The 12,746-nt window shown below is 62.0% G+C and carries 12 protein-coding genes; 9 read left to right on the top strand and 3 right to left on the bottom strand.

Annotated features, from left to right (window positions below):
• Positions 1-142: 142 nt before the first annotated feature.
• Positions 143-286: a hypothetical protein gene (locus tag Q8K09_RS08190; protein WP_305254480.1), complete on the top strand. Its 144-nt coding sequence runs from the start codon at positions 143-145 to the stop codon at positions 284-286.
• Positions 287-309: 23 nt separating this feature from the next.
• Here the strand turns inward: Q8K09_RS08190 and Q8K09_RS08185 are convergent, their stop codons facing one another.
• Together Q8K09_RS08185 and Q8K09_RS08180 are read right to left on the bottom strand one after the other, a co-directional pair.
• On the bottom strand, positions 310-1,347 hold the full coding sequence (locus Q8K09_RS08185) for an AraC family transcriptional regulator (protein WP_305254479.1): 1,038 nt from the start codon (positions 1,345-1,347) through the stop codon (positions 310-312).
• Positions 1,344-2,288, bottom strand: a complete 945-nt coding sequence (locus Q8K09_RS08180) for a hydrolase (protein ID WP_305254478.1) — start codon at positions 2,286-2,288, stop codon at positions 1,344-1,346. The genes Q8K09_RS08185 and Q8K09_RS08180 overlap by 4 nt, the downstream gene beginning before the upstream one ends.
• A 183-nt stretch (positions 2,289-2,471) precedes the next feature.
• Here Q8K09_RS08180 and Q8K09_RS08175 point away from each other — a divergent pair, with 183 nt between their 5' ends.
• The 5 genes from Q8K09_RS08175 (at position 2,472) to Q8K09_RS08155 (ending at position 8,709) form a co-directional block, all read left to right on the top strand.
• The gene (locus Q8K09_RS08175) at positions 2,472-4,505 is read left to right on the top strand and encodes an NADPH-dependent 2,4-dienoyl-CoA reductase (protein WP_305254477.1); all 2,034 of its coding nucleotides are present in this window, start codon (positions 2,472-2,474) and stop codon (positions 4,503-4,505) included.
• Positions 4,506-4,579: 74 nt separating this feature from the next.
• Entirely contained in the window at positions 4,580-4,951 is a 372-nt protein-coding gene (locus Q8K09_RS08170) for a nuclear transport factor 2 family protein (protein ID WP_305254657.1), read from the top strand.
• A gap of 268 nt (positions 4,952-5,219) precedes the next feature.
• Entirely contained in the window at positions 5,220-6,590 is a 1,371-nt protein-coding gene (locus Q8K09_RS08165; protein ID WP_305254476.1) for a chromosome partitioning protein ParA, read from the top strand.
• A 3-nt stretch (positions 6,591-6,593) separates the two neighbouring features.
• Complete coding sequence (locus Q8K09_RS08160) at positions 6,594-7,535, top strand: 1-aminocyclopropane-1-carboxylate deaminase/D-cysteine desulfhydrase (protein ID WP_305254475.1); 942 nt, start codon at positions 6,594-6,596, stop codon at positions 7,533-7,535.
• Between the two features lie 76 nt (positions 7,536-7,611).
• Entirely contained in the window at positions 7,612-8,709 is a 1,098-nt protein-coding gene (locus Q8K09_RS08155; RefSeq protein ID WP_305254474.1) for a cyclic nucleotide-binding domain-containing protein, read from the top strand.
• A gap of 199 nt (positions 8,710-8,908) precedes the next feature.
• Here Q8K09_RS08155 and Q8K09_RS08150 read toward each other — a convergent pair whose 3' ends face one another.
• Positions 8,909-9,868, bottom strand: a complete 960-nt coding sequence (locus Q8K09_RS08150) for a DUF1853 family protein (protein WP_305254473.1) — start codon at positions 9,866-9,868, stop codon at positions 8,909-8,911.
• A 142-nt stretch (positions 9,869-10,010) separates the two neighbouring features.
• On the opposite strand from Q8K09_RS08150, the gene Q8K09_RS08145 reads away from it, so the two are divergent.
• From Q8K09_RS08145 to Q8K09_RS08135, 3 genes are read left to right on the top strand one after another with little or no spacing between them, the layout of a single operon-like run.
• Positions 10,011-10,901: an NAD(+) kinase gene (locus Q8K09_RS08145; protein WP_305254472.1), complete on the top strand. Its 891-nt coding sequence runs from the start codon at positions 10,011-10,013 to the stop codon at positions 10,899-10,901.
• The gene (locus Q8K09_RS08140; protein WP_305254471.1) at positions 10,902-11,861 is read left to right on the top strand and encodes a metallophosphoesterase; all 960 of its coding nucleotides are present in this window, start codon (positions 10,902-10,904) and stop codon (positions 11,859-11,861) included.
• Positions 11,858-12,718 (top strand): rhomboid family intramembrane serine protease, encoded by an 861-nt coding sequence (locus Q8K09_RS08135; RefSeq protein ID WP_305254470.1) that lies wholly within the window; start codon positions 11,858-11,860, stop codon positions 12,716-12,718. Before Q8K09_RS08140 ends, Q8K09_RS08135 begins: the two co-directional genes overlap by 4 nt.
• The last annotated feature ends 28 nt before the right edge of the window (positions 12,719-12,746 follow it).

Genomic DNA, 12,746 nt, shown 5'->3' with positions numbered 1-12,746 from the left:
TGCGGCGTTGCCGCTCCTCGCCATAGCCCTGCTAGGCAAACGCCGATCAACGTCGTCCCCGCTGTAACGATGCCCGAGAATTTTCTGCTGTCCGCGACAAACCGTCATCTTGTGTTCATATGCCTGCTCTAGCTTGATTGGCATGCTCCTTGTCGAGGTTTGGAGCAGCCGTCATGCAATCAAGCGAGAGGAACAAGCAATGGATGACTATCAAGAAGAGCTGCTCGATTCTCGCGCCTTTGACCAGGACGATGCGGAGCCGGTTGAAGACGCCACCGAAATTTGACTCACGCTGTCTGTAATAGGCCGTTAGCTGGCCTGGCGTTGGGTGCGGCGGAATTCGCCCGGAGTTTGCTGGTTCCAGCGTTTGAAGGCGCGCTGGAACGCCTCGGCTGAGGCGAAGCCGAGCAGGTAGGCGATTTCGCCGAAGGCCAGTTCGGTGTCGCGTATATAAGCCATGGCCAGGTCGCGGCGGGTTTCGTTGAGAATGCTGCGGAACTGCGTGCCTTCTTCGGCCAGCTTGCGTCGCAGGGTCCAGCTAGGCAGTTGCAGGCGCGCGGCGACTTCTTGCAGGTCGGGTTCGCGGCCGTGCAGCAGCGGGCCGAGCATGCGGGTGATGCGCTCGCGCAGGCTGCGGGTGCGGGTCAGTTGCTCAAGTTCCTGTTCGCAGACTTCCACTAGATGATGCCAGGTGCTCGGGCAATGTTCGGGGTTGCGCAGGTTGAGCGTCGCTTGATGCAGCCTCAACTGGTTGTGCTCTGCAGCAAACTCGACAGGGCAGTCGAACAGCTCGCTGTGCTGCGCGGCGTAACCAGGCGCAGGGAACTCGATGTGCACCTTTGCCACGCTTAGGCGCTGGTTGGCCACGCTGCCCAGCTGCTGGGCCCAGCCGGCGAGTACCGAGTCGACGACGAAGCGGTTATAGGCGTTGTACGGGCTGATCGAGTAGAAGCGTAGCCAGGCTCCCTGGGCGTCTTCGTGCAGGCTGGACTGGCCGCGGTAATTGGATGCATACAGTGGCTCGAAACGAGTGAGTGCGCGTGCCGCCTCACGCACGGTAGGTGCTTGTGCTGCGCAGACGCCAGCCAACCCGGCCAGGCTGAGGCGGCTGAGGCGGCCCATCAGCAGGCCGAGGCCGGGCTCGCCAGTCAGTTGAATGGCCGCATGGCCCAGGCGCATGTAGCGTGGGATCGATAGGCGTGCCCGGGGTTCGCCCAGGCGTGCGGGGTCCAGGCCAAACTGCTCAAGCAGCGGCTGCAGATCCTGCCCTCGTTGGCGCACGGCATCGTCCAGGCTGTGAACGAAGCCAACCGAGAGGTCACCGAGGCGCACCCGTTGCGGTTTCACTCGCTACTTATCCAGACATTCAGCAGGTGGCTGCCCGGCGCCTGGCGAGCGTGTTCAGCTTCGTCAGGGATCAGTTGGATGTCTCGCGAGGCCCCGCCAATTGGCCAGTCCAGTCGGCCGCGCAGAAACAACGCCGGGCTGCTCATGTCGCTGCCCACCAGGTGCACGCTGCTCTGCGGGTAGCCGGGCCGCCAGTCGCGCTCGACGCGGTACTGCAGGGCGCCAACGTTCAGGTGTTGTGCTGGCGTGGCGTCGGCTCTCCAGGGCCAGGCTTCGAGGTGCGGGCTACCCTGGATTGTGCCTTGTGGCGAAAATACCAGGCTGAGGTTGCGCAGCGGGCCCTCGCCGCTGCGCAGTTGGCCGTCTTCCACGCGCGGTTCGGGGAGCAGGATGGAGCCGGCCAGCAAGGTGATCTGGTACTCGCGGGCGAGTCCGCCGAACAGCTGCTGGTAATCCTCGGCCATCTGCTCGGCTTTCATCCTTAGCAGGGCTTCGTCCAGGCGCTTGGCATCCAGATTCAGCAGCAGTGCCTCGATAGCCAGCAGCGGGTTGCCGAGCAGCAGCCAGTCGCGCACTTCCCGGCGGCTGCGAGCCTGATAGAACTCAACCTTCTCGCCGCGTGCCAGCAGCCAGGTGCCGATATGTTCAGGCAGCGCTACCAGGGTGTCAGGACCGAGCATGCCTGCATGCTGGGCGTTATCCAGGGCGGCGGCGAGCTTCAGGCGCAGGTGGGCCGGACTCTGGTAATCCATGGGGTAGAGTTGCGGACGGATTAACAGCAGGTTGCCGCGCGATTGCGCCGGGACTGGCTCGCTGCTGATCACACTGCGCAGGTCGGACAGGTAGTGAGCGGGCGGGCGCCGTTCGGCCCAGATCAGGAATGCCAGCAGGCAGCCACCGATGGCCAGTGAGACAAGAAGTATCGAAAGTTTTCGGGTCATGGCTACAGGGTAGGTCGATGAGTGTCAGTCTGCCAAGCGGTGGAGTTCATTTTGATCATCAAGTTGTAACTTTCAGTCATTGAGGCGTCTGCTACTGATCTTTATGGTCTAGCTCATACCGACCGAGGTCCAGTTGAGGCCTCGGCATTCCGTGAATTGCACACGCTCGATGTGGAGACTTCCATGACTGCTCAGTACCCGCACCTGCTCGCCCCGCTGGATTTGGGCTTCACCACCCTGCGCAACCGCACCCTGATGGGCTCGATGCACACGGGGTTGGAGGAGAAGCCGGGCGGTTTCGAGCGCATGGCCGCCTATTTTGCCGAGCGCGCCCGTGGCGGCGTTGGCCTGATGGTGACCGGCGGGATCGGGCCGAACGAGGAGGGCGGTGTGTATTCCGGCGCGGCCAAGTTGACTACCGTCGAAGAGGCAGAGAAACACAAGGTCGTCACCCAGGCCGTTCACGCAGCGGGTGGCAAGATCTGCATGCAGATCCTGCATGCAGGGCGCTATGCCTACAGCCCCAAGTCGGTGGCGCCGAGCGCGATCCAGGCGCCGATCAATCCGTTCAAGCCGCGCGAGCTGGACGAAGACGGTATCGAGAAACAGATTCAGGACTTTGTCACCTGTTCGCTGCTGGCCCAGCAGGCCGAGTATGACGGCGTCGAGGTCATGGGTTCCGAAGGCTACTTCATCAATCAGTTCCTCGCGGTTCACACCAACCACCGCAGCGACCGCTGGGGCGGCAGCTACGAAAACCGTATGCGCCTGCCGGTGGAGATCGTTCGCCGGGTGCGCGAGGCCGTGGGGCCGAATTTCATCATCATCTATCGCCTGTCGATGCTCGATCTGGTCGAGGGTGGCAGCAGCTGGGACGAGATTGTGCTGTTGGCCAAGGCCGTCGAGCAGGCTGGCGCAACCCTGATAAACACCGGCATCGGCTGGCACGAAGCGCGGATTCCGACTATCGCCACCAAAGTGCCGCGCGCGGCGTTTACCAAGGTCACTGCCAAGCTGCGCGGCGAAGTGCAGATCCCGCTGATCACCACTAACCGCATCAATACCCCGGAAATCGCCGAGCAAGTACTGGCCGAAGGCGACGCCGACATGGTGTCCATGGCGCGTCCCTTCCTTGCTGACCCGGAATTCGTCAACAAGGCCGCTGCCGGGCGCAGTGATGAGATCAACACCTGCATCGGCTGCAACCAGGCTTGCCTGGATCACACCTTTGGCGGCAAGTTGACCAGTTGCCTGGTCAACCCGCGTGCCTGTCACGAGACCGAGCTCAATTACATCCCCACCACCCAGGTGAAAAAAATCGCCGTGGTCGGTGCCGGTCCGGCCGGGCTGGCTGCTGCTACCGTGGCCGCCGAACGTGGCCACATTGTGACCCTGTTCGACTCGGCCAGTGAGATCGGCGGTCAGTTCAACGTGGCCAAACGGGTGCCGGGCAAGGAAGAATTCTTCGAAACCCTGCGCTATTTCAAGCGCAAGCTGGAAACCACAGGCGTCGACCTGCACTTGAATACCCGGGTATCGGTCAGCGAATTGACCGCGGGCGGTTTCGATGAGGTGATCATGGCCACCGGTATTGCGCCGCGCACCCCGGCGATCAGCGGGGTCGATCACCCCATGGTAATCAGCTATCTGGATGCCATTCTTGAGCGCAAGCCAGTTGGTCAGCGGGTCGCCGTGGTCGGGGCTGGCGGTATCGGCTTTGACGTATCCGAATTTATCACTCACCAGGGTGAGGCCAGCAGCCTCAATCGCGAGGCGTTCTGGAAGGAATGGGGCATCGACGGCACGCTGGAGGCCCGTGGTGGCGTTGCTGGTATCCAGGCTCAGCCGCACCCTGCGGCGCGTCAGGTGTTCCTGCTGCAGCGCAAGAAATCCAAGGTCGGCGATGGCCTGGGCAAGACTACCGGCTGGATCCACCGTGCTGGCCTGAAGAACAAGAACGTACAGATGCTCAATTCGGTCGAATACCTCAAGGTCGATGATCAGGGTTTGCACATCCGTATTGGCGAGGGTGAGCCGCAGGTGCTGGCGGTGGACACCGTAATTCTCTGTGCCGGCCAGGATCCGCTGCGCGAGTTGCAGGACGGGCTGGTCGCAGCCGGGCAAAGCGTGCACCTGATCGGCGGTGCCGATGTGGCCAGCGAATTGGATGCCAAGCGAGCGATTGACCAGGGGTCGCGTCTGGCTGCGCAGCTGTGACGGGCGAGCCAGAGGCTATAGCCGCGCTGGCCGTGCAGCCAGCGGTGGCTGAGGCATTGAATAAATGGCATGCGATGATTGCTGCTGGCGATCTGGGTGCGTTGCCAGCGTTATTGCACCCGCAGGTGGTGTTTCGCTCGCCTATGGCCTTCAAACCCTATGCCGGCGCGCCGCTGGTGGCCTTGATTCTTAGCACTGTGACCAAGGTGTTTGAGGATTTCGCTTATCACCGTGAGCTGGTTGGCCGTGATGGCCTCGATGTGGTGCTGGAATTCAGCGCGAAAGTCGGCGAGCGCGAGCTCAAGGGTATCGATATGATCCGTTTCGATGAGCAGGGGGCAATTGTCGAGTTCGAGGTGATGATCCGGCCAATGAGCGGTTTGCAGGCCTTGGGTGATGAAATGGCCCGGCGCTTGGCGCCGTTGTTGCCTGGCAAAACAGCCTGACCGAATGCACCAAACCCATCACAGTTCCGCTCTGTCGTCGGCTTGTTCGAGTATGGCGGCGGAGCGACTGCCAACCGAGTCACATTGCTGCTGTCGGCTTTTCCCCTAGACTGGCTGGAATATATAGGAATAGCGGTCGTATCTCGGGCCAGGTCTTACCCATAAGACCTCTCGTCTGGCCGTGGCGAACGGCTACGAGTGGAGTGTTTGTGCTCCAGCTTGTTATCCACGTTGGCTGATTCCATCGTCTTGGCCTAGAGGGAACCCGATGAGCATGCAGAACAAGCCGCAGATGGTTGAGGCCGTGATGTTCTTCAGCGAGCGCGGCGGCATCTGCAAACAGATGTTCTTTACCGAGTTCGAGGCCTTGCTCGACGGCGTGGTCAACATGCCGGAATTCGCCGATCAGCAGATGCGCATTGCCTATGTGGCAATTAATCCGCGCCTGTTGATCCGTTCTGCAGTGTTCTTCTATCTGGATTTCGATGAGAAGGGTGCGCCGGATACCGGTTGGAATCTCCCCCTGCAGCACCTGTCCGAGCGTGCCGGTCGTGGTCCCGATCTTGGTGCCGGGCCGATTCGCCTAGCCTGTCGCAGCCAGTGCCCGGTGTCCTGGCACCAAATGCACCTGTGGGATCCGAATCTGACCCCTGGGCACAATGACCTGGTATTGCTGCGTGACGCTGCCAAGCGCAACACCCTGGGTCTGCTGATCGAGGATGACAGCACTCAGGCTGTAGCTCCCGAGCGTTTGCACATGGCATCGGAAGACCAGTGGTATGCGCCCGATGCCGCCGCGGAGGTGGCCGAAAAAGTCGCCGAGACGATGGGGCAGGAGCACCGCCTGAAGACGGCGCAGCTGATCAAGCAGCAGCGGTTGCGCATCAGCAGCCTGAGTCAGCAACACGAAGAGGAAGTGGCCAAGCTCAAGTTGGCGACTGATCAGCAGGACAAGCGTTTTCAGGCGCAGACGAGCGAGCTGCGTCAGGCATTGCGCCAACAGCAGGAGCTGAACGTCAGTCTCAAGGCGCAATTGGCTGCTCAGGCGGCCGGCATGCAGTCTTTTCGCGAAGAAGTGACCGCGCAGATGCGTGAGTTGGAGCACCACGCCCGAACCAAAAGCGAGATTTTGCGCGCTCAGTTCGAGAATGAGCTGCACGCCAAGATCGCCTCTGCGGTGGCCGACTACCAGGAGCAAGTCGCTATTCGCGATGTCGAGCTGGCCTACCGCAATGAGCAGGACACGCAGTTGAGTGGGGAAGTCGAGCGACTCAGGCGTGAGCGCGATGAACTGGCCAGCCAGGGGGGGGAGCAGACCCTCGAGCGTTTAGCGTCGCTTGGGGTGGTTTTTGTGGTTTATCACCCAGGTGCGGGGCACCTGACCATTCCCCTGCAGGAGATTGGCAGTTATCGGGCCAGTCCCATGGCTTATGCGGCAGCCAAGTGCTTCGTTTCCGAAGAGCAGTATCGCCAGTGGTTGGCCCACTATCAGCAACCGCGTTGCGAGGCAGCGTTGCCCAGCGGGCAACGCTGCGCCATCCCGATCGATCGCGTCGACACCCCGAGTCGCTTCAGTGTCGGTGATTCCAACTGCTGCGAACGGCACAAAGCCGCTAGCCGTTTACGCCCCGTAGGCTAGACCTTGCCACTCGTTGACCCCCACTGGGCACCCAAGGCGCCGCTGCAGCGCTTGCGGCTGGATTGGCTGGTGGCTGCCGAAGTCGAGTTGGCGGTGTTGCGTCTGGATCTGATCGATCCGCTGATCAGCGGCAACAAATGGTTCAAGTTGGCGCCCTACCTGCAAGTGGCCTGCACGGCCGGCGCCGAGGGGCTGATCAGTCTCGGCGGTGCACATTCCAATCATCTGCATGCGCTGGCTGCCGCAGGCAAGCGCTTCGATTTTGCCACCGTTGGTTTGCTCCGCGGCACGCCGCAGGACACGCCTACCGTGCGTGATCTACAGCGCTTCGGCATGCAGCTGCACTGGCTCGGTTATGGCGGTTATCGTGCCCGCCATCAGCCGGGTTTCTGGGCGCCGTGGCGTGAGCGCTACTGCAACCTGCATCCGGTGCCTGAAGGTGGTGGCGGGTTGCCGGGAGCCATGGGCTGCAGCGTATTAGTGAGTCAGGTGCAGGAGCAGCTGAGCGTGCTCGGTTGGCCGGATTATCACGGCTGGTGGTTGGCGGCCGGAACCGGAACGACGCTGGCCGGGTTGGTGCTGGGCGAGGCCGGTGCTCATCCGGTCTATGGCGCGGTGGCGGTGCCGGACGATCATGGCGTGGCGCAAAACGTGCGGGCGATTCTTGACGAGGCGCAGGCGGCTGATTGTGCCTATCAGTTGCTGGATGCCAGTCGCGGCGGTTTCGCCAAGGTCGATGCGGCGCTGCTGGAGTTTCTTCTGGCGAGTGAGGCGGCCAGTGGGCTGGCGTTAGAGCCGCTGTACACCGCCAAGGCGTTAATGGCGTTGCGCCAGCGCGTCGAGGCCGGTTACTTTGAGCGCGGCACTCGCCTGGTGTTCGTGCACACCGGCGGCTTGCAAGGACGTGCCGCAGCGTTACGCCAGCATGCGGCGGAGCATCAATAGTTGTGAATATAAGGCTCGCAATGGTCTTCGCTATTTGCGCATCCTCCGAGTCTTCACCAGCGGAGCCTGGATACCCATGAGTGCCCCCCTGAACCCCGAGCAGTTGCGCAGTTTTACGCCACTCAACGTTCTGTCCGAGCAGCAATGGCGGGCGTTGCGCCATCAGTTGGTGCCGCAGCCATTGCTGGCTGGGCAGCTGCTCTTTAGCCACGGCGAGCAGGTGAGGTTGACCTATTACCTGCTTGCTGGAGAGTTGTTGCTGCAAGGGGCAGATGGCCGGCAGCAGCGCTTGATCGCCGGCACTGAGGCCAGTTGCCTTGCCGTGCCGCGCATGCGTGAAGCGCGTGCGGCGACTGATGTGAGCCTGTTGGCGGTGGACACGGCAACCCTTGAGCGGCTGCTGACCTGGCGTCTGGCCTACCAGGATTTGCTCCTGGATCTTGGCCAGCACCACGCCGATGTGGCTTGGCTGGAGCACCTTCTAGAAAATCCGCTATTCGCCAAGGTACCGCCAAGCAATGTACGCACCATGCTTGAGCGTCTACAGCGTATCGAGCTGCCATCGGGCTCGATTCTGCTGCGTGAAGGGGAGTCTGGTGATTGCTGTTATTTCCTCGAAAGTGGCCGTGCCGAAGTGATTCGCGGTGCCGGTGGCGAACAGCAGGTATTGGCCGAACTGGACGTAGGCGCCTGTTTCGGAGAAGAGGCCTTGCTCGCCGATCGGCCGCGCAATGCCACGGTGACCTTGCTCGATGATGGCGTGGTGTTGCGCCTCGCTCGTCAGGATTTCCTCTCGTTGCTCAAGGCGCCGGTGGTTGACGACGTTTCTCTGGGCGAGGCGGCTCGTCTGCTGGGGGCAGGCGCGCAATGGCTGGACGTGCGACTGCAAGAGGAATACCAGCAAGCGCATGCCCTGGAGTCTCTGCATATGCCCTTGCAGCTCCTGCGCCTGAAGGCACGGCTGCTGGATAAGACGCGCACCTACCTGTGCTATTGCGACAGCGGCAAACGTAGCGCCAGTGCGGTGTTCTTGCTCGCGCAGCTGGGCTTCAGTGCCTACGCCCTGCGTGATGGTGTGGATGGATTGCCGGCCGTGCAGCGCGATGCCTTGTTGTGCGAAAGCGGTTCGGGTTACCTGGCGCGGTCCGGCGGACGTACCGAGCGCAGCGGCTAGCAGCCTGTCGGACTTGACCGTCCGTAGCGAGGGAAAGTCCGGGTTGAGGCAGTTTTTGTGTGCTTTTGAGGCGAATAGTCGCTCTATTTAACGAAAAAGCGCGCAGAAAATGACCAGTCCTGGCTTTTCCGCAGTAGGGCAGTGTTAAGTCCGACAGGCTGCTAGGCATTCTTGGGCGCCAGGCAACCTGACCTGGCGGCTAGGTCTCGGTGGCGTCCGGCATCTGGGTCGGCCAGTCATCGCTGACTAAAAACACCCGTTCCACCTCCTGCCAGTCGTCCTGCCGGCTGGGTTGCAGCCTCACCAGCAACTGCGCCTTGGCTTGCGGCAGCAAGGTCTGCAGCCAGGCTTGCAGACTCTCGCCGGACCACAGTTGGTGCCGGCTAATGCGTGCCGGCGCCAGCCAGGCCGCGCGTGGTAAAGGTTGCCAGCAGCCGTCGCTGTTCTGGGCGGCGAAAGCTGGCCAGTCTCGCCGATGCAGCCAGCGCCCAGTCAAATGCTGCGGGTTGGCGCCGGGAGGAGGTTCGCAAGGTTTCGGCCAGGGGTAGAACAGGTAACCGCCGAGCCAGAGTGCGGCCTGTGCGCTGGCCAGGTCGAGCTCAGCCAGCGCCGGGCGTGCTTCGCCGCGTGCCGACATGGGCAGCTGGTGCTGGCTGAGATGATCGAGCTTGATATCCAGACGGTCGCGGCTGCCCGGGCCGATCCAGTGGGCGAGTTCGGCACCGCTTTGCTGCTGCGGGCCAAGGTAGAGCTTGATCGCCAGTTCCAGGTGGTGCACGCCTTCTTCGTCGCGCAGCAGCAAGTCGAGCTCGCCGAGGGTCTGGCCGTTTTGGCGGATCGGCAGGTTGGCCGCCAGCAGTTCGATGCCGGGGGCGGCGTGCAGGGCGAATTGCCAGAGACGTTCGTAATACAGGCCCAGACGCCGCACCGAATGTTGTGCCAGCCAGTTCAGCAAGCTGCTTGGGTCTTGGTCGAGCCGCAGCAGCCAGTCGGCCAGCATGCCCGGCGTGCGGCACCATTGGCTGGCGCTGAGCGGGTGACGTTGTGGCCACGGCAGGTCACTCAGCAGCGGCGGTGAAAGCAGCACCCAGGCCAAATCGCGCACCACGGGTTGGCGCAGTTGCTGCTGCAGGTCGGTAAACATAGGAAAACTCGTCATTGTTCGAGCATAGCGGCAAATCCCTGCGCAGAAGTGAGTGGCCATGCGCGGCCTGGTTTGGCATAAATATCGCGAGTTTGCCGCTGCTGCAGGCTTTCGCCCATAATCGGGCCTCTCTAGATCCAGAGCCTGCGGGAAGACCATGGACCAATTTCGTAATATCGGCATCATCGGCCGTCTGGGCAGTACCCAGGTGCTGGATACCATCCGCCGGCTGAAGAAGTTTCTGATCGATCGTCACCTGCATGTGATTCTCGAAGACACGATTGCCGAAGTACTCCCGGGCCATGGCTTGCAGACCTCATCACGGAAGATTCTCGGTGAAGTCTGCGACCTGGTCATCGTTGTCGGTGGCGACGGCAGTATGCTCGGCGCGGCCCGCGCACTGGCGCGGCACAAGGTGCCGGTGCTGGGGGTGAATCGCGGCAGCCTGGGTTTTCTCACCGATATCCGCCCGGACGAGCTGGAACTCAAGGTTGCCCAGGTGCTGGAAGGCAACTACCTGACCGAGAACCGTTTCCTGCTGGAGGCTGAAGTGCGCCGGCATGGCGAGGCGATCGGTCAAGGCGATGCGCTCAATGATGTGGTGCTGCACCCGGGTAAATCGACGCGGATGATCGAGTTCGAGTTGTTCATCGATGGCCAGTTCGTCTGCAGCCAGAAGGCCGACGGCCTGATTGTCGCCACGCCAACCGGCTCCACGGCCTATGCGCTGTCTGCTGGCGGACCGATCATGCACCCCAAGCTGGACGCCATGGTCATCGTGCCGATGTACCCGCATACGCTGTCCAGCCGGCCGATCGTGGTGGATGGTAATAGCGAGTTGAAGATCGTCGTATCCAAGGACCTGCAGATTTACCCGCAGGTTTCCTGCGATGGGCAGAACCATTTCACCTGCGCGCCGGGCGATACCGTTACGGTCAGCAAGAGGCCGCAGAAGCTGTGCCTGATCCACCCGCTTGATCATAACTACTACGAGGTCTGCCGCAACAAGCTGGGTTGGGGCAGTCGGCTCGGTGGTGGGGGAGGCTGAATGCACCTCGATCCCGCGCGTGGCTACGACCTGATCGGTGACATTCACGGTTGTGCACTGACCCTCGAGCGCCTGCTTGATACCCTCGGTTATCGGCGTCAGGGCGGTGTGTGGCGGCATCCGCGGCGCATGGCGATTTTCCTCGGCGATCTAGTTGATCGTGGTCCGCGCATCCGTGAGGCCTTGCATCTGGTGCGTGACATGGTTCAAGCCGGCGAGGCGCTGTGCATCATGGGCAATCACGAATTCTACGCCCTCGGCTGGACTACGCTGGCTGCGCCCGGCAGCGGTCAGCACTTCGTGCGTGAACACACGCCGCGGCATGCACGGCTGATCAAAGAGACCCTGGAACAGTTCGAGGCTTATCCTGCGGAATGGTCGGAGTTCCTGGCCTGGTTCTACGAGTTGCCGTTGTGCATCGATGCCGGGCATTTTCGCGTGGTGCATGCCTGTTGGGATGCGGGCCTGATCGAACCGTTGCGGGCGCAGTATCCGGACGCTTGTATCGACGAGCATTTCCTCCAGGCCTCGGCGGTGCCGGGGAGCTTTGCCAATACCGCCCTGGATCGTCTGCTGCGTGGCACCGACATGCGTCTGCCGCATGGCTTGACCTTGACCAGTGCCCAGGGCTTCACCAGGGCGCATTTTCGCACCAAGTTCTGGGAGGAAGACCCGCAAACCTATGGCGATATCGTCTTCCAACCGGATGCCTTGCCGGCATTGGCCGCACAAACGCCGCTGACCGAGTTGCAGAAGACCGAGTTGCTGAAGTACGGCGCCGATCAGCCACCGCTCTTCGTTGGTCACTATTGGCGCAGTGGCAAGCCAGCACCGATCCGGCCCAACCTGGCTTGCCTGGATTACAGCGCGGTGTTGAACGGCAAGCTGGTGGCTTATCGGCTGGATCAGGAAACGCGCCTGGATCCGCGCAAGTTTGTCTGGGTCGAGGTGCAGCCATGAGTCCGGTGGCTGCCATGCGCCTTCCGGTGCAGACTGATCTCAGTGGTTTTATAGCCTTGCTGGAGCGCTTGCAGGTGCCTCATCGCGTCGCCGAGGAGGCTGGCGAGCAGGTGCTCTGGGTGCCGAGTGAGCGGGTCGAGCAGGTGCGCGATTTGTACCTGCGCTACCCGCAGGGCGATGCAGCGCTGCAGCCGGCTGCATCTGCGCCGGCCACCACAGGGTTTGTCCAGCAGTTGCGGGGCAGTCCGCTGACGGCCGGCATGCTCGGGCTGACCCTGCTGGTGGCTGCGCTGACCGCGCTGGGCGACAACTTTGCGGCGATCCGCTGGCTGAGCTTTGTCGACTTTCGCATTCAGGGCGATTACATCTATTTCAGTTACCTGGCCGAGATGCTCGAAACAGGGCAGTGGTGGCGCCTGGTTACGCCGATGCTGATTCATTTCGGCCTGCTGCACCTGACGATGAATGCACTCTGGTACTGGGTGCTGGGGCGGCGTATCGAGGCGCGTCAGGGGCCGTGGATGCTGCTCGGGCTGACGTTGTTGTTTAGCCTGGCTTCCAATTTTGCCCAGTACAGTTTTTCCGGGCCAGCCTTGTTTGGCGGCTTGTCCGGCGTGCTCTATGGCCTGTTGGGGCACTGCTGGCTGTTTCAGCGCCTGGCCCCCACTGCCGAGTATCAGCTGCCGCGCGGCGTGCTGGTGATGATGCTGGCCTGGCTGCTGATCTGTATGACCGGCATTTTCGAACTGCTGCAGTTCGGCGCGATTGCCAATGCCGCGCATGTCGGCGGATTACTTGCCGGCTGTGTGACCGGTACGTTGGGTGGGCTGCTGGCACGCCAGCGTGGTGACAGATGATTACACTGGCTTGCGCCAAGCGCTCGCG

The sequence above is a fragment of the Pseudomonas sp. genome, from assembly GCF_030683065.1.
GTDB lineage: Bacteria > Pseudomonadota > Gammaproteobacteria > Pseudomonadales > Pseudomonadaceae > Aquipseudomonas.
The sequence above is the reverse complement of the archived record's forward strand: the minus strand, read 5'-3'. Positions and strand labels throughout refer to the sequence as shown.

Bases quoted from the DNA above. Each gene is read 5' to 3' on its own strand.
- Q8K09_RS08165 (WP_305254476.1), top strand. From the start codon at position 5,220: ATGAGCATGCAGAACAAGCCGCAGATGGTTGAGGCCGTGATGTTCTTC.
- Q8K09_RS08180 (WP_305254478.1), bottom strand. From the start codon at position 2,288: ATGACCCGAAAACTTTCGATACTTCTTGTCTCACTGGCCATCGGTGGC.
- Q8K09_RS08150 (WP_305254473.1), bottom strand. From the start codon at position 9,868: ATGACGAGTTTTCCTATGTTTACCGACCTGCAGCAGCAACTGCGCCAA.
- Q8K09_RS08145 (WP_305254472.1), top strand. From the start codon at position 10,011: ATGGACCAATTTCGTAATATCGGCATCATCGGCCGTCTGGGCAGTACC.
- Q8K09_RS08155 (WP_305254474.1), top strand. From the start codon at position 7,612: ATGAGTGCCCCCCTGAACCCCGAGCAGTTGCGCAGTTTTACGCCACTC.
- Q8K09_RS08140 (WP_305254471.1), top strand. From the start codon at position 10,902: ATGCACCTCGATCCCGCGCGTGGCTACGACCTGATCGGTGACATTCAC.
- Q8K09_RS08135 (WP_305254470.1), top strand. From the start codon at position 11,858: ATGAGTCCGGTGGCTGCCATGCGCCTTCCGGTGCAGACTGATCTCAGT.
- Q8K09_RS08170 (WP_305254657.1), top strand. From the start codon at position 4,580: ATGATTGCTGCTGGCGATCTGGGTGCGTTGCCAGCGTTATTGCACCCG.
- Q8K09_RS08175 (WP_305254477.1), top strand. From the start codon at position 2,472: ATGACTGCTCAGTACCCGCACCTGCTCGCCCCGCTGGATTTGGGCTTC.
- Q8K09_RS08190 (WP_305254480.1), top strand. From the start codon at position 143: ATGCTCCTTGTCGAGGTTTGGAGCAGCCGTCATGCAATCAAGCGAGAG.